This is a genomic window from Bacillus sp. SRB_331, assembly GCF_003264175.1.
In the GTDB taxonomy this organism is placed as follows: domain Bacteria; phylum Bacillota; class Bacilli; order Bacillales; family Bacillaceae_G; genus Bacillus_A; species Bacillus_A mycoides.
In genome coordinates, this window is record NZ_NADV01000077.1 from 1 (window position 1) to 25,111 (window position 25,111).

Below are 25,111 nucleotides of genomic sequence, written 5' to 3' on the forward strand. Positions count from 1 at the left end.
CTTTACAAAGGGTACAGATTAAATAAAGGCTATCTTTTTTATTTTATATTGAAAAAACACTAGTCCTCTCTTTAATTTTGTAAGTATGCAACATATTTTTATAGTGTTTTTCTAACAATATTACCCATTTTTCGAGGTTGAAATTGGTATATACCAATTTTTAAGATTCACTATTCATAATATTACAAAAAGTGTTACAATACACTCAAATTTATACTATAAAATCATTTTAATATGAAAAATTGGAATGAAAAGAAAGGAGAGGAATATGAATAAAGATGTCGCTTTGAAATGATTATTATCATTTCATTAGGAGTTGATGTAAAACGATGGAGAGGCATGAAGAACTGGATTCTATAAGAGGAATTTCTTCATTGGTAGTAATGATTGGTCATTATTTGATGATTTTCTCAGCATTTCAAAATTACAGTTATGAAGATAATAAACCATTTGTTGTATATCTATTAAAAGAAACGCCTGCACGTCTTATTTTTAGTAGTGGTAACGAATCTGTTATTATCTTTTTTGTTTTGAGTGGATTTGTTTTGTATGAATCTATTCAAAAAACAAATAGTAGCTATGGATCATACCTTTTAAAACGTATATGCAGAATATACATTCCATATATTGTGGCAATAGTCATAGCTATTATATGCCAGACTACAATAAGTAAATATGGTATTTCTTATTTAAGCGAATGGTTTAATCGCTCATGGACGATTGAAAGTTCTTTAAGTCTAATAGCACAGCATGTTTTATTGGTTGGGAAATATAATACAGATACATATAACAGTGTGATTTGGTCACTTGTACATGAAATGCGAATATCTATAATTTTCCCGTTAGTTTTGATGGCTTGTTTACGCAAAACAGTAAGGGGTTCATTACTATCATTGTTTAGTTTTAGTATATGTTCTGTCGTGATATTATTTTTATTTCGCTCGAGTTTAACATTAACAAGCTATGTATTAACGTTGCATTACACAGTGCTGTTTTTACTAGGAGCACTAGTTGCGAAGTATAAAAATAATTTAATAGCTTTTTATAGTAATTGTACTAAAAATACGAAAATCACATGGTTTTTATTTGCGATTTTACTTTATATGTATGAAGGGCTTATTGGAGAAATTAAAGTGCTCAATAATTTTATATTTCGAGACTACGTAGTAGCGATAAGCGCATGTCTATTTGTCATATTAAGCCTTTCAGTGTCAACATTTTCAACCTTGCTACGCAATAAATACTTGTTGTATTTGGGGAAAATTTCTTACAGTCTTTATTTGTATCATCTTATATCATTATTTTCCTTAATATACATGCTCAATGAAATATTACCGCTAACTATTATTTTGATTATATCGCTCATTCTTTCTTTTATACTTGCAACGATTTCATATTTGTTTGTAGAGAAATTTTCATTCAGATTAGGAAAGTATATAACAAAACAAGCAGATATAGAAAAGAAAGGGTTATCTGTACAAAATGATTAACAGGATGCTATTCATAAAAAGGCGGTGGAATCATTGAAGCAAGAAATTAGTATGAAAGATTTTCAACAGTTACTGAAAAGAAGATTCGTAACGATCATTTTGACGATGTGTTGTTTAACCGTTTCTCTAGTTATTATTTCTATGTATGTGCTAAAGCCTTCGTATCAATATTCAGCGCAAATTCTTGTTGGAAATTTAGATGAGTTTAATAAGGAAAATACAGCGAATAAAACACAAGAAAATAAGCAACTTGTAACATCGTTTGTTGACATTTTAAAAAGTCCACTTATTATTTCGACAGTAAGAAACACTTTGAAATTAGAACAATCAAGTTATGAATTAGCACAAAAAATTTCGGTGTTGAATACGGACAACTCACAAATTGTTACTGTTACAGTAAAAGATTCGGATCCTAAAATCGTGAAAGAAATTGTAAAGTCATTGGCAGAACAATCTCAAAAAAGCTTTCAACAGTATACGAATGTACAGGGGGTAAAAATATTAACTGACCGAGAGTTACAGGAAGAAGCTGAAAAGCTGTTTCCGAAATTTCAACTTATCATTCCTATCTCTTTAATTGTTAGTTTTTTTGTTGGTGTAGGTTTAGCTGTATTTCGAGATTATTTTGATGAACGTATATACGTGGAACAGGATTTAGAGAAAATAACGACAGTCTCTGTTATTGGTCATATAAATATGAAACCGAAAAGAAAAAAGAAACCTACAGAGGTTGATAAGCAATCATCTATATATCGAGGTGAACATGTCGATGTTTAAGACAAAGAAAAAGCTGCCATTCGATCCGCATGATGCTCTGATGAAAGAGCAATTTTATACTATATATCATGAATTGAAAAAATCAGGAAAACGAGTATTCACAGTTAGCTCAACGAAGGATAGAGGTGTTGTTGCTTCACTTATAGTAAATATGGGATTAGTTTTTGCGGAAATGAAAAAAAAAGTATTACTTGTCGATATGAATTTTTCTGATCCTAAACTCCATCTACTATTACACAGCAACCATATGACAACAGTAAACGATATATTAAGCTCTTCCGCCTTAAATTATGAATCTTTTTCTAGTTCTTTTTCTGAATATTTATATTGTATTCCCGCAAAAAAAAATGTACATACTGGGACGCCCTTAGTTGCTATGGATGAATTTGATAATGTAATAGACAAGTGGAAAGTAGACTTTGATTATATTTTCTTTTATTCATCCGAAGTATTTGAGCTTCCTGCTACGTATATTATTGCGGAGAAATGTGATGGAGTAATTTTGGCAGTCAAAAAACGAAAAGATTCGCTGCGTACAGTGAAAAAAGTAATAGCGGACATAAAGAGGAAAGAATGTGAATTGCTAGGTATAGTTTTATATTCTTGAATTTGGGGGTAACGATCCATGATTCGTGAAACAAATCAAGCTAAGTTGTATGCTATTCCGGCTCAAGAAAAGGATAAGGTTTTGAATCGAAGTGTAAAACGCTTGTTTGATATTATATTTTCACTCATATTGTTACTTTTTACGATACCAATTATGTTGTTTTTTTGTATTTTGATTGCTTTAGAAACATCAGGGGCTCCAATCTATTTTCAAGAGCGTTTAGGAATCAATGGAAAGAGATTTTATTTATTTAAATTAAGATCGATGGTTAGCGATGCTGAAAAGAACGGACCACAATGGGCAAATGAAAATGATCCGAGAATTACAAAGGTTGGATTGTTTATAAGAAAAACGAGAATGGATGAATTACCACAACTTATAAATATTTTAAAAGGTGATATGTCTTTTGTTGGTCCTAGGCCAGAGAGAGAGTATTTTTATGAAAAATTCGAAGTTAATATTCCAGAATTCAGGCACCGTTTATTAGTAAAACCAGGGTTAACAGGGTGGGCACAAATAAATGGAGGATATAATCTTGATCCGAAAGAAAAGTTGGAATTGGATATGGAATATATTGAAGTGAAGACGATTAGAATGGATATTCGTATTTTATGTAAGACAGTTTTTATTGTATTGAATGGGAATGGCGCAAGATAAAAAACATAGTAAATATAATTTTATGTAAATATTAAATTAATACACAACAAATATAAGTAGGTTACATGCAAAGGAGAACTGGTATGGGTAGATCCATTCTAAACAATATTGTACATCTATTTTATAGTACGATTTTAGCTAATCTTCTTCAAGCCATTAGCTTAATTGCTTTAGCCAACTTTTTTAATGCACAAAATTACGGGATGTTTAGTGTTGCGATAGCATTTACGTTTGTAATGTTATTTTTTACAGATTTAGGGCTTAGTAATACATTTCTTCGAGAAGGGGCAAAGGATGGAGTAGATTTAGGGACGATTGTATCTTCATACATAAAGATAAGGATACTTCTTCTTATTTTTATTTCTGTAATTGGTTATATAGCTATTCATTATGTGTACGAGGATAAGAATTTAATTTATATGATGTTAAACGTAATGTTCCTGATGTTAATAGGCCTTACATGTCAAAATATAGGGATTGCCTACTTTCAGCTTATGGAACGTATGAAATATATAGCACTAATTAAAGTTGTATCCGCAACAGTTGTCATTATAATTACATGCTTTTGCATTTTCGGAGAATTACCAGTGTATATAACAGCTCGCTTATATGGTTTTGGTTATATGATTGGCGGTTTATTTAGCATATACGTTATGAGAAAAAAGACGAACATTAATATGAAAGTAGCAATTCATAAAGGATTGTTTTGGAAATTAGGTCCTTTTATTGTTAGTGGGTTTTTAATAATGAGTACGCCACAATTAGCACCCATCTTACTCAATTATACATTACCATTAAGTATGGTGGGTGTTTTCGCGGTAGCTTATCGGATGCCAGCGGCTTTATATCAAGTGCCAGGGGTAATTGCAGGGGCATTTTTCCCAGTGCTCTTTAAACACTATAACCAGAATAATTTAGAAGAGCATACGAAATTAAATATGATTCAAATAAAATCAATGGCGGTCGTGGGAATATGTATGACGATAGGTTTATATAATTTAGCACCCTATTTTATTTCTATATTTTTTCATGCGGAATGGAGTAATGCAGTAGAGCCGCTCCAAATACTATCTTTTCTCATTGTATTACAAAGTTTAAATGTTGCTATTGCCGATGGTTTAACAACGAGTGGATTTCAAAATAAGAGAACTGCCGTACAGTGTGTTGCTTTAGTAATTGGAGGAATTATGCTATATAGCTTCAGTAGCATTGGTGGAGTTAGAGGAGCGGCTTACGCTATGGTTTTATTTGAAATAGTGGCTTTGATTGGATATACAGCAGTAAGTACAGTGAGGAAAAAAATTGTATTCCAAATTGTAATACCGTATACAATTTATTTTGGTGTAACTTTTATTGGAGTGCAATATGTATTAAAGACATATAATTTGATTGCACTTGTTCTTAATACGTTTATCGTAGTAGTTGGTATATTCCTATATGATTATGAGTTAAAAAAACTTATTCTTTCATTTATAAGAAAAATACGAGAAAAGGATTATATTACGAAGCAGGAGATATAGCCTATGGAAAATAATATGCAAATTTCAATGAAATGGACTTTTCTTCTAATCTTGTTTGTTATGTTAAGTAAATACAACATATATATAGGGTTTTCTTTGAAGATATATATGATTTTTCTAGTCATTTATTTTTGTTTAACAATTAAAGATTTTTATATTCGAAAGCTATATTTTCATGAAGTTGTATTTTTACTGTTTTATTTCATCTATTGTTTAAGTGGCATTCTTTCTATATATTTAAGTGCTAGTATTCGTATGATTTTCGGCGTATTACTTGTTTTAGGATGTTATTTTATTATGAGGAATTTACTGGGGAACACCGAAATAGTAGTGCTCGAGTCAGCCATTGTCTATGTAGGATTAGTATTTAATATTGTAAGTCTCATACTCTATATAGTTGGATTACAACATTTTGGATTATATGGCGGAGAAGAGAGAGAGATTTATGCTGGATTATTAGTAGATAGAGGATATCCGAGATTAATTGGATTATTAGATGATCCCAACATCTTTATTTTTTATAATACAATATTTTTTATGTATTATATGACAAATTTATATAATATCACCAACGTAATAGGATTGATTCTATGTGTTACAACGAGTTTATTAACTTTTTCAAGAGGTGGTATTTTAGCAATTGTGCTCGTCATTTTTGTATATGTATGCATGTCCAGTTTTGCCAAAAAAGTAAAAATAATAATGGGCTTAGTATTGTTTAGTGTTGTTATTTTTAGTTTAGCGAATGTAGTAATGGGTGGACAACTAGATGATATATTGAACGGTCGAATTTCTGATTTTTCACGCGATAATGGGAGTGGCAGATTTACACTATGGGAAGCTGCTTTCAAATATTTTTTATCTAATCCATATATCGGTATCGGTGCTTTTAATTTTTCGAATTATTATGAGTATCAGTTCAATGAAAAACTATATGTGCACAATACATTTTTAGAAATTTTATCTGAATCGGGTACAATTGGTTTTCTTTTATATAGCGCTTTTTTATGTATTTTAATGGTGAAGTTGAATAAGTATAACTTGTTTTGTGAAAAGCCATATCTTTTATTGACTATGATTGCATTTTTATTTCAGATGATGTCATTATCACTTATTATTAACGAAGCTTTCTTTCTATTTTTAGCAGTTGTTGTGAAGTACATTTCAACATATGAAGGAAGGGGAATGATAGATGGTAAAGTGTCTATCAGTACATAACGAGGTGCCTTGTATTTCTATAATAACACCTTCTTATAATAGTTTACGTTTTATTGGTGAGACAATCAGATCTGTGCAGAGTCAATCTTATAAAAATTGGGAAATGCTTATCGTTGATGATGCTTCAACGGACCACTCAGCTGTAAAAATTAAAGAGATGATAGAAGGGGATTCACGAATTCGGTTATTATCATTAGAAGAAAATATGGGGGCTGCTAAAGCTCGGAATATAGCGATTAAAGAAGCGAGAGGAAGGTATATTGCTTTTTTAGATAGTGATGATATTTGGCTACCAAATAAATTGGAGACGCAATTGTTATTTATGGAAGAAACACATGTTGCGTTTTCGTATACGTCCTATAGTTTAATAGATGAAAATAATAATGATCTGAATAGAGAGGTGAACGTACCGGAATTTGTTGATTATCATTATTTAGTGGGAAACACAATTATTGGGTGTTTAACAGTGATGCTTGATCGTGAGAAGATTCCTTGTATTGAAATGCCCAGTGTGCAGCCTGAAGATACAGCGTTATGGCTACAATTGTTATATAAAGGATATGAAGCGAAAGGGATACAGCAGGTATTGGCAAAATATAGAATTGTTACAAATTCTGTTTCAAGAAATAAAATAAGGGCGGCCTTCCGATATTGGAAGCTGTTAAGAGCACAAAAACCACTTAATTCATTGCAAACCTTTTTTTATTTTAGTAAGTATGCTTATCATGCTTACAGAAAAAATAAAATCAATGTAGTTGGGAAGACGCAAGTATGAATATATTGTTGATGACAGATAAATTGATAACTGGGGGAGCCGAGAGTTACTTCTGTAAATTGGAAAACAATTTGCAATATGAAAACATTACGGTTTATACAGCTGCAGGTGAGGGAGAATTATATCAATCTCTTACTAGAAAAGAAAATTTCATGTTACTTAGTCGATGGAATCATTTGAGAAATATTCATTACTTACGAAAAGAGATTTATAAACGAAAGATAGAACTTATTCATGCAAATAGTTTGCGAATGGTATTATATGCTTTTCTACTTCAAAAGTTTATTAAAAGAAAGATAAAAATCGTGTATACGAAACATAATGTAACGATACTAGAAAAGAAAATGCCAATTCTTTTTCGTTATGTCATGAATAAATATGTGAACAATATTATTACAGTAAGTGAATTTGAAAAGAATAACTTAATTTCAATTCATGTAGCTGAAGAGAAAGTAAAGACAATTTACAACGGTGTGGATATTGAAAAATTTTTATTCCAGCAGAAAAAGAAAGAATCTACTTATAAAGTAGGTATATTAGCTAGATTATCCAAGGAGAAAAATCATCAACTATTTGTTAAAATTGCAAATGTGTTGAAAAAGAGAAATGATTTTATGTTTTATATTGCTGGTGATGGACCAGAGAAAGAATCTATTATGAAAGAAATAGAAAAATATGACTTGCAACAAAGTGTAAAGATGTTAGGAAATATTTCAGAGCCACATAAGTTTATAGGAAATATGGATGTATTACTTTTATTATCTTTTCGTGAAGTGTTTCCAATGGTAGTAATTGAAGCAATGGCTACAGGAACACCAATTGTTTCAATAGATGTCGGCGGAATAAATGAAGCGGTAATAGATGGAGAATCAGGTGTTTTAATATCTGAATATTGCGAATTTGAATTCGCAGACGTGCTGGAGGAATTACAAGGAAATGAAGAAAAGGTGAATGATATTAGAGTGAAAGCGCGAGAAAAAGCGGAAAGAAATTTCTCGTTAACTAAAATGGTAGAAGAAACGAAGGATATATATGAATTAAACAAATGACCGTGGAGGTCGTTTGTTTTTTTTATGATACAAACTTTTAAGAGAGAACTCACATATTATATGAAAAAGGCAATATGAGGAGTGAATTTATTTTGTCAGAATATATTTCTTCACAAGAGGAGTGTGCGCCAGAAAATAGTGTTCATATTGATTGCTTTGGTGCAGTTCCGAATTCAGGAAGTGATAGTTCGTTAGCGATTCAACAAGCGATTAATTATTGTGTAGCGAACCGAATTTCGACGGTAAGAATTACAGGGGTTAATACGTATAAAATATTGAAGCCGATTGTTATTAAATCCAACGTAAGATTAGAGTTAGATCCTACCGTAACGCTGCAAATTGATGGAGATTTTAATGCGTTTGAGTTACAAAGTAATGCTTCTATAACTGGCGGTACTATTCAAGTTATTAATCAAGTATTTCAGTCATCTGTTATTTATGTTTCCGGTTCACAACAAATAGAAGTGCCTAATCAATCTGTCATATCAAATATAAATATAATAAATACCACACCATCATATAAAGGAAAAGCTATACATTTTTATTGTCAAAAAGCGTGGGATTATATTAGTTTCTTTCAAGTTAACTATGTTCAAGTTAAAAATTTTCAAACTGCAATATATTTAAAAACGGAATATGTAGACAATATAAATACACCTTGCTGGATTAACGCAAATGTATTTCAATCTATATTTATTGATGGATGTCAGTATGGAATAGAAGTAGATGGGAATAGTGATTTACCAAATGAAAGTTCAGGAAATACGTTTCATGATATTCAAGTGCAATGTAGACAACAAACGAAAAAAGCAATTCGTTGTTCAGGTGCTTATAATACATTCAACTGTATGATTTGGGATACGTACAGGATGAGTAGTGAACAAATAGTAATTGAATTTTCTTCCAATTCCCATCGTAACTACCTTTTTTCAAATTTACTTTCAACAACTATTGTAGATAACGGACAATACAATGTTTGTAAGTCTACTTATGAAGAATCACTTCGGATTCAGTTACCTTTGACGCTGAATAAACCACATTTAATAGGAAATCAAGATGATATTTTAGTAAATGCTCAGCTGAAGTATAGTGTCAAGCAAGTAAGTGGGAAATTACCTTACGGAGGAAATATCGCTAATTGTTTTAATTTAATAGATGAACAAAGTGTGAATTATATTGATGTTCCAGATAGTAATCCAGTTGTTATTGAATTGGACTTTACGAAAAATCCGATCAAAATGTTGAATTGTATTGGGATGTACTTTGGATGGGGAGAGAGCCCAAAGAAAATTAAAATTGAATATGCATTAAGTGCAACTGGGAGTTGGATTATCGCGGCAGATGTTCCATTAAATGTTGGAGATACAGTTATATCGAATATGAAAGCTAATCAGTTATATAAAGTAAGAATTACATTGAGTGGTTACTCTCAAGACCATAAGCGTTTTCGAATTAATCGTATTTTTGCAAGGTCTTCTATGGAAAATGGAAATGCTTGGTTAGCGACAACTGGCGGAAGAATGTTTGGAGATATTGAGCTGGAAGCGAGTCAAGGTGTAATTATGAAGACTGCTAGTGGAGCGAAATGGAAAGTTACTATTAATGAAGTTGGTCAGCTTATTACGACTAAAATAACGTGAGATGATCCTGTCTTTGTATAATTTTGGACGAGTACTAGGCGACGTGATAAAGTGAAACTTTAATCAGTGGGGTTTTGTCCATCCCCCACTGATTATTAGCCCGCATTAATGGGGCTTTTACGGGCAGCCCGACTCCACCTAACTTCCTCGCATTCGCCGAATTTTGAGGTGGGAGCCTTACTACCCGCAAATAGCGGGATAAATTCAATTTAAAAGAGAAATGTGTAGTCTGTGGAATGAAAAAAAGATTGTAATTTGGTCCAAATCAACCAAAATACAATCTTTTTTGTTGTACTGAATTACTGCCACCAAATCCAAGTCCAAAAGTAATTTCGTATATTTCGAGGAGTAATGCGTATGAAACGTTCACCGTCAAAGAAACAATTTAAATTTGGAAGTGTTTCATCTGGATTTTCTGGAATGAAGGTGACGATGTTTTCGTTACTTGTAATGGTTACTGTGATTGGTGGATCGGTAGGAGAGACTTGAAGTTGTAAAGAAACGTTTGCCGTGTTTTTAAATTCATTATTAATAGGTGGACTTATCACTTGTACTGTGAATAACACGATAATTGTTTCGTTCGGTTCCAAATTAGTAGCGACTAGGAAACCGATATTCGGATTCGCTAGTGGAGAGCGTTCCCCATTAATGAAGACCGTACCGTTCATAAATTGTAAACCTGCTGGAATGGTGTCTTGTAATGAAATATTTGAAAGTGAAATCTCGGAAGTATTCGTAATACGCACTGTATAATCAAAATATTGGTTTAAATAAGCAGAGCTGACGGAAGCATTTTTTATCACTGCTGCCGTTATAAATTGAACTGGTATACGAACAATATTCGAATTAACGATGAAAGTAATAATCGGATCCTGTGGTGTCAATTGGAAAGCAGCTGTAACTGTTGCGGAATTGATAATTGTACTGTTTGAAGGGATAGAAGTTACGAGAACTTTAAATGTTATAGTTGCTACTCCATCTGCCGATAAGGAACCAATGTTAATACCAGTGTCTGGTCGAATATTTGGAAATAGTATTCCATTAATTGTTACACTATTTTCAATAAATGTTGTACCCGCTGGAATCGTATCTAAAATGGAAGTACTTATAGTCGGAATCGGAGAATGATTAAATACGTCTAGTGTGAATGTAATGATATCTCCTGTAATAGTAATAGATTTGTTAGCGATTTTTGCAATACCAACCATTGGATCCACTATTGTTGTTGTGACGACATTTGTTTGCTTTGTAATTGTAATAGGTGGTTCATTCGGATCAATGATAACAGTATAGGAAACAGAAGCATCGTTATTGATTGCAGGTAGAAGAGTCGAAGAAGATATTGTTACTTGGAACGTAATGACAACAGATTCATTAGGAGCAAGGTTTCCTAATGGAATACCATTTTCAGGATTCGCATTAGGCTGATTGATCCCGTTAATCGTAACACTGCCAGTAATGAAAATTGTATCTACTGGTACGGTGTCTATGGCAAGAAGGTCTTCAATCGTTACATTACCGCTATTAGTAATTGTAATTGTATACGTTAAAGTTTGACTAGGTAATGCATTCGTGGCATTAACAGATTTTATGGCAACGATATTATCATTTTGGACAGTTGTTGTGACAGTATTTGTTGTAGTCGTATTTGTAACAGGTAAGTTATTTGGATTGACTATATAGTTAAAAGTAGTAATTGCTTTGTTGTTGAGTTCATTTGGTGTTGGAATAGAAGTTACAGTTACTTGGAATGAAGCGATGGCATCTCCACCTATAATTATAGTACCAATTGGTATGCCGCTTACTGGATTAACTCCCGGAACAGTTTCTCCGTTTACAATGACACTATTTTCTATAAACGTAGTACCTTGAGGAATAATATCTTGAATGACTACATCATCTGCTGAAACATTACCAGTTTGATTTAGTGTAATCGTATACGTTAACGTATCACCGACCGTTGCAAATGCAAGGTCAACAGTTTTATTGCTATTTAAATTCGCGTGATGAATTTCTGTTACGGCAGCTGATGAAATAATAGTTTCAGTAATAGGTGGCCTATCTGGTACCGTGTATTCATATTCAATTGTACTCGTGTTAGAGATTGGATTTGTTTGCAGAATGGAAGTAACCCGGACTTGGAATAGAATAGTTGCTGTCGTATTAGGCGGAATGTTATCAATTTGTATACCGCTAAGTGGATTGTCATTTGGACGAGCGGTGCCATTCACAATAACACTGTTCTCTATAAAGCTCGTATTTGCTGGGATGATATCAGTAACGATAATGTTTTCTACTTGTATATTCCCATTGTTTGTGATGGAAATTGTGTAAGGGATGATAGTTTGTAGGTCAGCATATTGGATAGGCGTTGTTTTTGTTGCAATTACATTAGCAGAAATAACTTCAGTGAAGGTAATATTACTAGTCGATATTTGTTCTTCACCATTAATTGTATAACGAGAAGTGGATTGATTTTGAATACGACCGCTAGCTGGAAGAGCTAATACAGTAACGGAAAACGTGACTGGAATAGAAACGTTAGGGGCAATCGTTCCTACAAGTATACCAGTACTTGGATTCGCGTTAAGCTGAGGAATATTATTTACTAAAACGCTACCGTCTATAAAGGTTGTTCCATCAGGTATGTTGTCTGTAAATACAACAGCAGTAGCATCTGTATTTCCTATATTCGTTAAAGTTGTTGTATAAGTTAAAATGTCGCCAATCGTTACAGAAGTCGAATTAACAGTTTTCAGTGAAACGATATCGGCATCATTAATTTGGACGAAAGTAGTATTGGAAGTAGTAGATTTTTGAATTGGTGCAAAGTCAGGATTGAAAATAAAGTCGTAGACGATGTTTGCAGTATTAGGCGTTGGATTTAAAGCTGGTAAATTCGTAACGGAAACTTGGAACGTTATTGTAGTCGCTTGCCCTGACGCAATATTAGGAATGAAAAAGCCGATATTCGGATCTGCTGCAGGAAGTACAGTGTTGTTAACTGTTACACTTCCCGGAATAAATACTGTTCCATCTTCTATAGTATCTGTAAAAAAGATGGAGTTAGTTGTAGTAGATCCGTTATTTTGAATGAATACTGTATATTCAATGGTGTCATCAATATTAGCTAATACTTTATTAGCGGATTTTGTAGCGATAAGAATAGCATCAATAAATTGTATATTTGTAGTATTGGAAGAGGTCGTTTCTGAAATTGGTGGTGCGCTTGGTTCCGGTTGATATTCATAGTGTATAACAGCGATATTATTAATAGTATTTTGTGCAGGTATAGAGACTACATTTACTTGGAACGTAACAATAATCGTATTATTTGGAAGGATAATACCAAGATTGATACCGGTAATTGGATTTTCGTTAGGTCTTGGTATGCCATCTACAAGGATGCTATTTGGAACGAATGTGGTGCCAGCAGCAATTGCGTCAATTAGGAGAGTATTTGTAATAGGTACTGTACCAGCGTTTGTAACGGCGACTGTATATGTGATGATTTGACCGATGCGTGTAATGGATCTATTGGCGGATTTAATTGCACTAACATTTGCCGTCCGCACTTCCGTGTTTACTGCATTTGATAACGATCTACGCTGAATAATCGGAGAGCTAGGGTCAATTTGGTATTCGTACGAAGTGTCTGAAATATTAATGACTGTATTGCCGGACGGTATATTTGTAAGTTGTACTTGGAATGAAATAGTGACTGTTTCATTTGGTTGTATCGTGCTGAGAGTTACTCCGTTTTCAGGATTCGCGCCAGGCTGAATCACATTATTTATTGATAAGCTATCTTCAATGAATATAGTACCTTCTGGAATGTTATCAATAAACACGGTATTGTTAGCTGGAATGGTTCCTATATTTTGTAGTGTATTTGTGTAGGTAATAATTTGCCCAATTGATAAGAAAGTTACATCCGCGCTTTTAACAGAAATAATATTTGCATTTTGAAGTGATGTTGTAACAATGTTAGAATTTGCAGAGCGATTCACCGGTGGAGCTGTAGGAATACTTACATATTGGTAATTTCCAGAAGATTGATTTACAATTTCGGTTTCAGTAGGTGGATTGTTTGTTTGCACTTGAAATAGTATCGTTTTGGAACTGTTTGCTGGAATTGTTCCAAGTGGTATTCCGTTTTCTGGATTTACACCTGGCTGCAGGACACCATTAATTGTGACACTATCGGAAACGAATGTAGTCCCAGCTGGAATAGAATCTGTAAAAATAATATTTATTGCGTCAACATTGCCGATATTTTTCACTTCAGAAATATAAAGTATAGTTCCGCCAATATCTACAGTTATTGGATTGGACGTTTTTGTAACTGTCAATTGTGCTTGCACGAAATTTGTAATGACAATATTACTTGTAGATGTTTCAGTAATAGGCGGTTGTCCTGGGTCTAGTTGAATTGTATATGTTGTATTAGATTGATTTGTAATCGATTCTTGCGAGAATGAATCGTTAATAAGAATTTGGAACGAAATAAGGTGAGTAGCGTTTGCTACTAGGTTAGGCAAAGCAACCCCTACATTTGGATTTGCACCAAGTATAGCTGTTCCATTAAGTGTAAAACTATTTTCTACGAATGTAGTCCCTTCTGGAAGCGTATCTGAAAATATGAGATTAGTAGCTGGAATATTTCCGGTCTTTTCTAGCGTTATCGTATAGGTCAAAATGTCACCGGTTGTTGCTTGTTGTGCATTGACAGCTTTTAAAGAAAGAACATTCGCATCCGAAATTTGTGTGAAAGCTGGATTAGAAGTAATTGTACGAGAGATGATAGGAGAGGTTGGATCGGCGATAAAAGTATAGTCAATACGGGCTGTATTAGAAATTGGATTCACGCTTGGAATGGATTGAACGATAACTTGGAATGTGACGGTGACGATTTCTGACGGCGCGATGGCGTTTAATGGTATCCCTACGTTTGGATCGGCACCTGGAACGGAAACGCTATTAATGGTCACGCTATTAGGAATAAATGCAGTTCCTTCAGGGACCAAATCTGTTAAATTAACTGTATTTGCAGTTGTATTTCCGTTATTTTGAACGACTACTGTGTAAGTGATTGTACCGTTAGTAGATTGTACGAGAGAATCTGTATTTTTAATTACGGATAACGATGCATCAACGACAGCTGTATTAACCGTATTAGATGAGGATGTTGCTGTAACTGGAGGTTGACTTGGGTCGACAATATAAGTGTAACTTGTAAGTGCTTGATTTATAATCGCTCCTTGCGGTGGAATAGAACTTGCAAGAAATTGGAACGTAATAGTAGCAGAATCACCTGGTACGATAATACCAACTGGAATACCGAGAGTTGGACTTGTATTTGGAAGCGAAATTCCATTTAACGTAACGCTATTTGGAACGAATACTGCACCTACAGGAACTCCGTTTATGAGCAATACAGAATTTGCAGGGAAGTTTCCGGTATTTGTTAATGTTGCTGTATACGTAATTATATCTCCGATGGATACGATTGATCGATTTGCTTCTAAAACAGTAGTAACGGTAGCGTTATTAATTTGTGTTGAAGCGCCATTAGAATTTATTGTGCTTGTAACAGGAGGAGCTGCCGGGTCAACAATGAATGTGAATTGAATAGATGCAACGTTTGTAATTGGGTTTGAGGGTGGAGTAGATGTGACTATGACTTGGAAAGTAACAGTTAAGGAACTGTTCGTACTAACGGTTCCGATATTAACTCCATTATTTGGATTTGCCCCTGGAATGATACTTCCATTTACAGAAAAACTATTTTCAACAAAGGTCGTTCCAGCTGGAATAAGATCTGAGAAATTTACATTCGTAGCGTTTGTATTGCCGCTGTTTTGAATCAAAACTGTATAAGTGATTGTGTCTCCGATATTCGAAAAGGCTGTATTAGCAGTTTTTACAGCTGAAAGTATTGCTGAATTAATAGAAGTAACGAAGACGTTCGTCTCCACATTGCCAGGCTGAGCCTGTAATGAATTGCCTACGTTATATTGGAAGTTAACAAATCCTAAGTTTTGGAGTTCAGGTGTGAAGGTTGTTGGATTGCTTATTATTTGGACTTGGAACATAATTGTTACGATTTGATTTGGAGTTATCGTATTTATGCCAACACCGCTAATAATAGAAGCGGATGGTAATGGAGTGCCATCAACAACAACTGATCCAGCAACAAATTGTGTCCATGTTGGTATAGGGTCTGAGAAAACAACGTTGTTAGCAGAGATATTTCCTGTGTTCGTAATAGTAGTTGTATACGTAATCGTATCACCGATAGTTGCAAAAGTTTTATCTCCTATTTTAATAGTGTTTAAAATTGCACTTTCAATTTTTGTTGTAACGCTATTAGAAGTAATATTTTTTGAAACAGGTGGATTAGCCGGATTAACGATATGCTGGAAGCTAACGCTAGCTTGATTGGTAATTGGATTTATAGGCGGAATTTCATTGGCATTAATATGAAATGCTACGATGACAGATTCGTTTGGCGCGATATCATCAATTGGAACACCTGTAATTATATTTGCATTTGGGATGCTAATTCCGTTAAGTGTAAAACTATTCGGTTCAAAGGAAGTTCCGGCTGGAATAAGGTCGGTAAAAATAACATTCGTTGCACTAACATTTCCGCTATTTGTAATTGTAACGGAGTAGACGATATCCTGCCCGATATCTACCGTTTCCGCAGTTGAATTTTTTTGTGCAGTAAGGATAGCGCTATTAATTTGGGTTGTCGTTGTATTCGATTGATTGGAAGTTGTAATAGGTGACTGGCTAGGATCAACGACATAATGATATGTGGTAGAAGCAAAATTAGAAATTGGATTAAGTGTTGGAAGTGTAGTAACAGTTGCTTGGAATGTAACGATTGCCGTATTACCTCCATTAATTGAACCTATGTTTACACCAGTAGACAAATCAGCGTTTGGAATGGTTTGCCCATTAACTGTGAAACTGTTTGGAATGAAACTTAAATTGCTATCAAGAATATCGATAATAGTTACATCAGTTGCAGCCACATTCCCTGTATTAGGAAGGTTAAGTGTAAATGTTATTGTATTACCAACATCCGCAAAAGTAAGATTTGCTGTTTTTGTACTAATAATATTTGCGTTGTTTATTTGAAGAAGTGTAGTGTTGGAGCTAGCTGTATTCGATACCGGCGGATTACCTGGATCAACAGTAAACTCATATGTCGTTGATGCTGTATTCGGTGCTGGATTAATAGGTGGAATGCTGTTCACTGTAACTTGAAAGACGATACTATATATTTCATTTGGTGGAAGTGCTGCAAGTAATACACCTGTATTTGGATCCGCATTAGGTTGTAAAATGCCATCGACAGTTAATGTGTTAGGAACAAATGTGAGTCCACTTGGTAATACATCTGTGAATACAATATTAGTTGCATCCGTATTGCCTACATTGGCAATAGAAGTAGTGTAAAAAGCAGTTTGCCCGACATCTGCAAAGGATAGACTTTCATTTTTCTTCATAGATAATATAGCTTCTCTAATTTGTGTTGAAACAGGATTACTAATTGAAGTTTCTGCATCAGGCGGTGAGACTAATTGGTACGATGTCGATGAGAAATTTACAATTGGATTTTCAGTTGGTAATGACGTTACAGTAACCTGGAAAGAAACATTTACGGTAGTACCAGCTGTTATAGATCCGATATTTACACCGTTCACTGGATTTGCACCACTTTGAGGAATTCCATTAATAGAAAATGTGTTTGCAATAAAAGTAGTTCCGCTCGGCACGGTATCTGTGAATATAACATTTTGTGCGGAGGAATTTCCATTGTTTGTTAAAGTGACAGTATAAGTGAGTGTGTCTCCGATATGGCTAAATGCTTTATCAACTTGCTTTGATGAAAGAATGGTAGCTGTATTAATTGTAGTAAACGTTGTGTTTGAAGTAACATTTCTTGAAACAATTGGTGCATTTGGATCAGCGATAAATGTGTAAGAAGCAGTAGCGGAGTTGGCAATGGGATTTTGAACAGGGGTGGAAGTAGCGGTAACTTGAAATGCTATTGCTATTGAGCTGTTAGGAGCAATTGATCCAATTGTAATACCTGTATTAGGATTAAGACCAAGTTGTGTGATGCCATTTATTGTGACACTATCCGAAACGAACGTTGTACCGTCTGGAATAAGGTCAGTGAACGTAATATTCGTAGCATTTGTATTCCCACTATTCGTTAAAAGTGTCGTATAGGTAATAGTATCACCTAGTGTTACAAGTGTTTGATCAACTGATTTAATCATCGTTATCATAGCATCTAGTACAGGGTTTGTAACGATGTTCGTTGAAGTAGAAGTAGTAACAGGAACTGCGCTTGGATCAACGGTATAAAAGTATAAAATTGTATCGTTATCCATAATTGAACTTGAAGGGGGAACAGAAATAACAGTTACTTGGAAAGTAACGGTTACTGTTGCGCCAGGAGCGATATTGGGTATATTGACTCCAAGTGCTGGCCGTGCACCAAGTTGCTGCATACCATTGATTGTAACCGAATTTGGTATAAATGTAGTGTTGGCTGGAATAGCGCTTGTGAAAGTAATATTCGTTGCTGGTGTATTTCCTATATTTGTAATAGTAGTTGTATACGTAATTGTATCACCGACAGAAATAATGGATTTATCAGCACTTTTTGAGGTAGCTAATATTGCGCTATTTATTGTCGTAGTAACGGTATTAGATGAAGCGGTTTGAGTTATAACTGGTTGACTTGGATCGACAATATGCTGAAATTGTACAGAACTAGAATTAGAGATTGGATTTATACTTGGAATGTTTGTAACAAGTGCGTTAATAGTAATAACGGCCATTCCGCTTGGGTTTATATTTCCAATCTGTATTCCGTTCCCAGGATTTCCAATTTGCTGAGCACCAGAATCATTTACAAGAGTACCAGATATAAATGTCGTTCCATCAGGCAAAATATCCGTGAAAATTATATTTTGTGAAGTGACATTTCCAGGGTTGCTTAATGAAATTGTATAGGAAAGTGTATCCCCGATCTTCGCAAAAGTTTTATCTACAGATTTAACTGCCAAAATTTCTCCGGAATTTATTTGTGTTGAAACCGGATTAGATGTTGTACTTCGTGAAACAAGTGGTAAATTAGGTCCTGTCATAAATTGATAATTAATAGAAGCTCCGTTTACAACAGGTGAGTTTGGTCCTCCAGGTCCGATTGTAAAAATAGGATTTGGGATGCTAACTACTTGCACACGGAAGGTGACGTTTATAAAATCTCCTGCAATAATATCCCCAATTGGTATCCCATTCGCCGGATTTACTCCAGGTAATAAAACCCCACCTACTCGAACGCTATCTTCTATAAATACTGTATTATTTGGAATCGGATCTGTAAAAGTGATATTAGTAGCAGTTGTGTTTCCTATATTTTCTAATAAAACTGTATAAGTTAAAAATGAATTTCCGGGTGCGATGTCAGAAAATAGTCGATCGACACTTTTTGTTGCTTGAATAATTGCTTCGTTAATTTGCACTAAAGTTGGATTACTTGTAGCTGTTTCTGTCACTGGCGGCTGGGTAGGATCCACAATGATAGAATATGTCGTACTGGATTGATTCAACGTAGGATTTGTAGCTGGTATTGAGCCAACGATCGCTTGAAAACTAATTGTTGTCGTTCCTCCAACTGGAATTGGGTCTAAAGGAATCCCGTTATCTGGCCTAAATCCGAGTTGTAGGGTGGTATTAATTTGTACGCTATCAGGAACGAATGAAAGTTCAGGTGGTAATATATCGATAAAAACAGGTGTGTTTGCAGTTGTATTTCCGTTATTAGTGAGAGTAGTTGTATACGTAATTGTATCGCCAACAGCAGCAAATGCACTGCTCGCAGTTTTTGTTGCGATAACGGAAGCAGTATTTACTTGTGTAAAAGTTTTATTGGATTTAACTGTTCGTGAAACAGGTGGTTCATTAATATCTACAATAAAACTATATTGAAGCGATGATTTGTTAGGAATTGGATTCGGATTTGGGATCGTTGTAATGTTTACTTGAAAGCTGAGTATAACTGATGCATTTGAATTTATGTTACCGATATTGATACCATTTTGTGGATTTGTATTAGGAATTGTTGTTCCATTTACTGTAAAACTATTTGGAATAAACGTTGTACCATCTGGAATTAAATCTGTAAAAATAACATTGTTTGCGGTAGTGTTACCGGAATTAGTAATGGTAGAAGTGAAAGTAAGTGTATCTCCAATAGTAGCGAATGTTGAATTGACAGTTTTATTTATAGATAGAGTAGCATCAATAATTGGAGTAACCGTTGTGTTTGTAATTGTACTACCAACAGCAGGTGATTGGTTTGGATTCACTGTATATTCATAATTTACAAGGGCGTTATTTGTTAATGTGCCACTAGGCGGTATCGCTAAAATTTGTGCTTGAAAAGTAATAAATACAGTATTACCTGGTGGAATATCTGCTAAGTGAATACCAAGTGATGGATCTAATCCTGGTTGTGGAACATTATTGATAGTTACGGAGTTTTGGATAAATGAAGCTCCTGCGCCAAGCCCATCCGTTAAAACATTTGCACTAGCAGGGATATTTCCAGTGTTTGTAACTGCAATCGTATAGGTAACGATATCTCCAATTGCAGCTGTCGGTGTATTCACTGATTTAGTAGCGACGATCGTAGCGTTATTAATTTGAGTTGTTATTACGTTACTTAACGCATTGGCGGATGCTGGAGGTAAGTTAGGATTTACAATATATTGATACGTTGTATTACTTTGGTTCGGGATTGGATTTGGACTAGGGATAGAATTTACTTTTATTTGAAATGAGATTGTAGTATTTGCATTCGGATTGATTGGATCAATTGCAATTCCGTTTGCTGGATTTACATTAGGGAGTGTATTCCCATTTACTGTTACACTATTAGGAATAAACGAGGTCCCGTTTGGAATTACATCTGTAAATATTACATTTGATGCAAGTGTGTTCCCACTATTCGTTAAAGTAGTCGTGTACGTAATAATATCATTTACGTTAGCAAACTGTTTATCTGCAGATTTTGTAGCGGCAATTGAGGCGTTATTAATAGTTGTCTGTACCGTGTTAGAAGCCACCATCTGCATTACAGCTGGTTTGGATGGATCGTACGTATATTGGAATGTTGTGCCTGATTGATTTGTAATCGGATTTACAGCAGGGATATTTGGTACAAAAACCTGGAATGAAACGGTACGTGATGAATTCGCCCCGATCGTACCGATCAAAATACCGTTAGCAGGATTTGCATTTGCTATAGGGACATTGCTAATTGTTACAGTATTAGGAATGAACAGGGTACCCGCTGGAATGATATCTGTAAACGTTACATTAGAAGCTGGGATATTCCCGTTATTTGTTAAAATAGTCGCATATAATATGACATCACCAACATCAGCGAAATTTGTGCTCGTTAGTTTTGTAGCAACAATATTAGCAGTATTAATTTGTGTAGTTACTATATTACTAGTAGCGTTTTTCACAACAACAGGTAAACTTGGATCAGCGATAAAGCTATATTGAAGTGAAGCGCTATTTTGAATTGGATTTGGTGAAGGTAGCCCATTTGCACTTATTTGAAAAACAATCGTTGTAAAACCACCTGCAGGAATGGAGCCGACTTGAAGGCCGGTACTTGGGTCTGCACCTAGCTGTAAAGCGCCACCTATAAAAATACTATTTGGTACGATAGTGGTGCCGGGAGGGATTATATCGGTAACAACAACATTGTTTGCTGTAGTATTGCCAAGGTTAGCTAAGGAAATTGTATATGTGATTGGTTGCCCGACATCGGCAATAGTTAAATCTACCTCTTTGACAATAACTACATTTGCTAAATTAATTTGTGTACTTACAGTATTACTTAAAGATGTTTCTATAATTGGTGGATCACCTGGATTTAGAATGAAACTATACTGTGTACTCGATGAATTAGTTGTTGGATTTTGAGCTGGTAAAGCAGTGACAGTTACTTGATAAGAAACGGTAATTAATCCGCTAGCAGGAATGGAAGGTAACGGAACACCTATATTTGGATCTGCGTTATTTTGGAGTACACCGTTAATAAGGAAAGTGTTTGGAATAAAGGTAGTGCCATCTGGATTTGTATCTAAGAAAGTTGGACTATCAGCAGAAACACTTCCTGCATTCGTTAAAATAACGGTATAAGTTAATATATCTCCAACGGTAGCGAACTCTCGATCCACTGTTTTTGCCGAAATTACATTTGCTTCGTTTACTTGAGTAAATGTAGTAGTTGAAGTTGTATTTTTACTTACAGGTGAAGCATTTGGATCAACAATAAAGTTATAGGAAATGGAAGCGCTATTCAAAATAGGATTAGGATTTGGGATACTAGTTATTAATATTTGGAATGAAGCTGTAATTGTAGTATTAGCATTGATGCTACCAATATTGATGCTAGCTGGTGTTGCGCCCGGCTGAGTAACACCGTTAACTATAACACTGTTCGGTACAAAGGAAGTGCCATTCGCAATGGAATCGGATAGTAATACATTGTTCGCCGCAACATTTCCATCGTTTGTAAGAGCAAAGGTGTAAGTTAATACATCTCCAACTTCCGCAAACGCTTTATCTACAGATTTACTAGCATGAAGATTTGCTAGTCTAATTGTTGATGTAACAGAATTAGAATTTACTGTTTTTGAAGTTGGTGGCAGGCTTGGATTTACAGTGTAAATATAAGAGGAGAAAGCGTTATTAATGATAGGGTTTTGTGCAGTAATGTTAATGACTGTTACTTGGAAGGATAAGGTGAAAGTAGCTCCACCAGGAATTGTGCCGATAGGTAAAGCAACGAGAGAATCCACATTTTGCAAAACTCCGTTGAGCGTTACAGAACCTAATGTTAATATCGTTCCATTTGGAAGTGGATCTGTTAGTTGAACGTTATTGGCGGCCGTATTTCCACTGTTTGTAATAAGGATTGTATAACTTATCGTTTCGCCAATTGTGGCAAATTGTTTATTTGTAGACTTTGTTAATGTTAAATTCGCATTGTTAATTTGAGTAGTAACGACGTTAGAAGAAATGTTTTTCATAATGGGTAATTGGCTAGGGTTAACGGTGTACTGATAAGAAGCGCTTGATCCGTTAGATACGGCATTTGACACGGGTATTGTGTTTACTACTACTTGAAATGAAACACTTTTGGTTGTGCCAGTTAGGATGGATCCTATGTTCACACCATTAGCGGGATTAGCGCCAACTTGTGTCGATCCATCTATTGTTAAACTGTTTAGGACAAAAGTTGTTCCTGTAGGAATGACATCTGTAAAAATAACATTGTTCGCATTCGTATTACCTGTACCTGTAAAGGCAACAGTGTAAGTCAGTGTATCGCCAATATCTGCATAGTTTTTATCTACTGCTTTCGTCATTGTTACAGTAGCATTATTCACTTGCGTGGAGACAATATTCGTCGTGTCAGTCCCGCTTACTGCCGGCTGGTTTGGTACGGGAATGTATTGATATGTTGTTGTACCACTATTTAATATTGGATTTGTTTGTGGGATAGAAGGAACGAATACTTGAAAGGAAATGGTAGTAGTAGAATTTGCAGCAATAGATCCAATTGATATACCATTAGCGGGATTTGCTCCAGCTTGAGTAACTCCGTTAACAGTTACACTCCCTGGAATGAAAGTAGTCCCGCTAGGAATCGGATCTGTATATATAACATTAGTTGCAGCGATATTTCCTATATTAGCTAAGGAAATACTGTACGTTAACGTTTCACCAATGTCGGTAAAAAGTTTGTTAACTGATTTTGTTCCATTAATATCTGCGAGGTTAATTTGTGTTCCAGCAGAGTTGCTTGTTGCAAGACCGTTAAAAGTCGTTCCTCCGGCAATTGGTGTATATTGAAATGTAATATTAGCAGTGTTAGAAATAGGGTTTTGACTTGGAAGAGAAACGACAGTCGCTTGGAAAGCTACTGTACGAGAAGAGCCATTATTAATTGTCCCCAGAGATATACCGGCGACCGGATTTGCGTTTGTTTGTGGTACGTTATCTATCGTTACGCTTCCAGGTATAAAGGAAGTACCGTTAGGGAGAACATCTGTAAAAGTAACGTTATTTGCAGGAAGAAGCCCGGTGTTAGGAACAATAACTGTATAGGTTAGAATATCTCCAATTGTAGCGACACTTTTATTCACACTTTTAGTTGCTTGTATATTAGGTGAGTTTATATTGATTTGTAAACCGACTGTATTTAACATATATGCATCTCCGTTAGTAGTTAAACGAATTGCGGCAGATACTTGGGAATTTGTTAAATAAGGAGAAATATCAATGGAAGTAATGTCCCATCCTTGTCTTCCAGCGGAGATATTTGTACTTGTAGAGGCACTTTGATTTCGTGTTCCAAATGTACCAGTTGTATCTAAGTTCCCTGCAGCATTATTAATTTGAGAACCGAAGAAATTATTAACAGCATTATTTGGCCCAGATAATGCATTTAATGAACTGAAATTTGGTCCAAATAAAGCTTGATCCCCAGTTAAATCAGCATCCCCTTCAGTAGAACTTAAAAATAATCTCCCGCTTACAGGTCCCCCGGCAGGTGTTAAAAACCCTGAGACAGATACATCTGCACTACCGGTTTCTACAGAAACACGGTTACCAGCTACGTAAATTGTTAAATTTCTTGCGGATAAGGAACCGTTTTGATAAGCGACAATAAGCGTCCATCCTGCAGAATTAATGGCTCCATTAGAAGCGTCTAAAGGATCTACAAGTCCAGGAACAGAACCTGTTGTATAAGATCCAGATCCAGCAGCTTGAACGAGTGACGTTACATCCGCTGATCGTGTATAAAATCCAAATGTGACAGATCCAGAAACGAATGTTTGATTTGAAGCTGTAACAGCCGAAGGGGTAATTGAGTATGTTGACACAGGTGTTGTAAAAGAAACGGGATTTCCTAATACACTCGTAATGTTTTGATCCCGAGATAAATAGTTTCCACCCCAAACGAGTTCTGCGTAAAGAATAGTACTACCAGCAGGGATATTTAAAAGAGCGGTAGAACTATTTTGTGTATAGTTTAATGTTGTACCAGCAGGAAAAGTAGGTACTTGTAAAGCAGTATTCGTAGTTACGAATGCACCAATTGCACCGATTGTACCAGCACGGTTGAGATTGCTAATTTTACTTAAACCTAGTGTGTTTCCTGTAATAGCGAGTGCGCCGTTAGTGGTGGTAGAAAATCGATTCGTAATGGGCATGTTGTCACCTCATTTACAATAGAGTCTTGGTCAAAATAGGATATGT

10 protein-coding genes are annotated in these 25,111 nt (G+C 34.9%); 9 read left to right on the plus strand and 1 reads right to left on the minus strand.

The annotated features are described in order from the left end of the window. Window positions 1-329: 329 nt before the first annotated feature. The 9 genes from B5P42_RS30565 (at window position 330) to B5P42_RS30605 (ending at window position 9,733) form a co-directional block, all read left to right on the plus strand. Window positions 330-1,490, plus strand: a complete 1,161-nt coding sequence (locus tag B5P42_RS30565) for an acyltransferase family protein (protein ID WP_113736007.1) — start codon at window positions 330-332, stop codon at window positions 1,488-1,490. 33 nt (window positions 1,491-1,523) lie between these two features. Continuing rightward, entirely contained in the window at window positions 1,524-2,267 is a 744-nt protein-coding gene (locus B5P42_RS30570) for a YveK family protein (RefSeq protein WP_002193180.1), read from the plus strand. Next, on the plus strand, window positions 2,254-2,874 hold the full coding sequence (locus B5P42_RS30575; RefSeq protein ID WP_002186267.1) for a CpsD/CapB family tyrosine-protein kinase: 621 nt from the start codon (window positions 2,254-2,256) through the stop codon (window positions 2,872-2,874). The genes B5P42_RS30570 and B5P42_RS30575 overlap by 14 nt, the downstream gene beginning before the upstream one ends. Before the next feature lie 18 nt (window positions 2,875-2,892). After that, entirely contained in the window at window positions 2,893-3,531 is a 639-nt protein-coding gene (locus B5P42_RS30580; protein WP_002030867.1) for a sugar transferase, read from the plus strand. 83 nt (window positions 3,532-3,614) lie between these two features. Continuing rightward, window positions 3,615-5,051, plus strand: a complete 1,437-nt coding sequence (locus tag B5P42_RS30585; protein ID WP_002141066.1) for an oligosaccharide flippase family protein — start codon at window positions 3,615-3,617, stop codon at window positions 5,049-5,051. Between the two features lie 3 nt (window positions 5,052-5,054). After that, window positions 5,055-6,269 carry an O-antigen ligase family protein gene (locus B5P42_RS30590; RefSeq protein WP_113736008.1) on the plus strand — a complete coding sequence of 405 codons (1,215 nt, stop codon included), beginning with the start codon at window positions 5,055-5,057 and terminating at the stop codon, window positions 6,267-6,269. Next, window positions 6,244-7,044 carry a glycosyltransferase family 2 protein gene (locus tag B5P42_RS30595; protein ID WP_044438077.1) on the plus strand — a complete coding sequence of 267 codons (801 nt, stop codon included), beginning with the start codon at window positions 6,244-6,246 and terminating at the stop codon, window positions 7,042-7,044. Before B5P42_RS30590 ends, B5P42_RS30595 begins: the two co-directional genes overlap by 26 nt. Next, window positions 7,041-8,093, plus strand: a complete 1,053-nt coding sequence (locus B5P42_RS30600) for a glycosyltransferase family 4 protein (RefSeq protein ID WP_113736009.1) — start codon at window positions 7,041-7,043, stop codon at window positions 8,091-8,093. Before B5P42_RS30595 ends, B5P42_RS30600 begins: the two co-directional genes overlap by 4 nt. Window positions 8,094-8,185: 92 nt before the next feature. Further along, window positions 8,186-9,733 carry a glycoside hydrolase family protein gene (locus tag B5P42_RS30605; RefSeq protein WP_002189041.1) on the plus strand — a complete coding sequence of 516 codons (1,548 nt, stop codon included), beginning with the start codon at window positions 8,186-8,188 and terminating at the stop codon, window positions 9,731-9,733. Between the two features lie 299 nt (window positions 9,734-10,032). Here B5P42_RS30605 and B5P42_RS30610 read toward each other — a convergent pair whose 3' ends face one another. Further along, the gene (locus B5P42_RS30610; RefSeq protein WP_113736010.1) at window positions 10,033-25,065 is read right to left on the minus strand and encodes a DUF11 domain-containing protein; all 15,033 of its coding nucleotides are present in this window, start codon (window positions 25,063-25,065) and stop codon (window positions 10,033-10,035) included. Window positions 25,066-25,111: the final 46 nt, after the last annotated feature.

Excerpts from the sequence above, each read along its gene's own strand:
- B5P42_RS30565 (WP_113736007.1), top strand. The coding sequence starts at position 330 with ATGGAGAGGCATGAAGAACTGGATTCTATAAGAGGAATTTCTTCATTG.
- B5P42_RS30575 (WP_002186267.1), top strand. The coding sequence starts at position 2,254 with ATGTCGATGTTTAAGACAAAGAAAAAGCTGCCATTCGATCCGCATGAT.
- B5P42_RS30580 (WP_002030867.1), top strand. The coding sequence starts at position 2,893 with ATGATTCGTGAAACAAATCAAGCTAAGTTGTATGCTATTCCGGCTCAA.
- B5P42_RS30585 (WP_002141066.1), top strand. The coding sequence starts at position 3,615 with ATGGGTAGATCCATTCTAAACAATATTGTACATCTATTTTATAGTACG.
- B5P42_RS30590 (WP_113736008.1), top strand. The coding sequence starts at position 5,055 with ATGGAAAATAATATGCAAATTTCAATGAAATGGACTTTTCTTCTAATC.
- B5P42_RS30595 (WP_044438077.1), top strand. The coding sequence starts at position 6,244 with ATGGTAAAGTGTCTATCAGTACATAACGAGGTGCCTTGTATTTCTATA.
- B5P42_RS30600 (WP_113736009.1), top strand. The coding sequence starts at position 7,041 with ATGAATATATTGTTGATGACAGATAAATTGATAACTGGGGGAGCCGAG.
- B5P42_RS30610 (WP_113736010.1), bottom strand. The coding sequence starts at position 25,065 with ATGCCCATTACGAATCGATTTTCTACCACCACTAACGGCGCACTCGCT.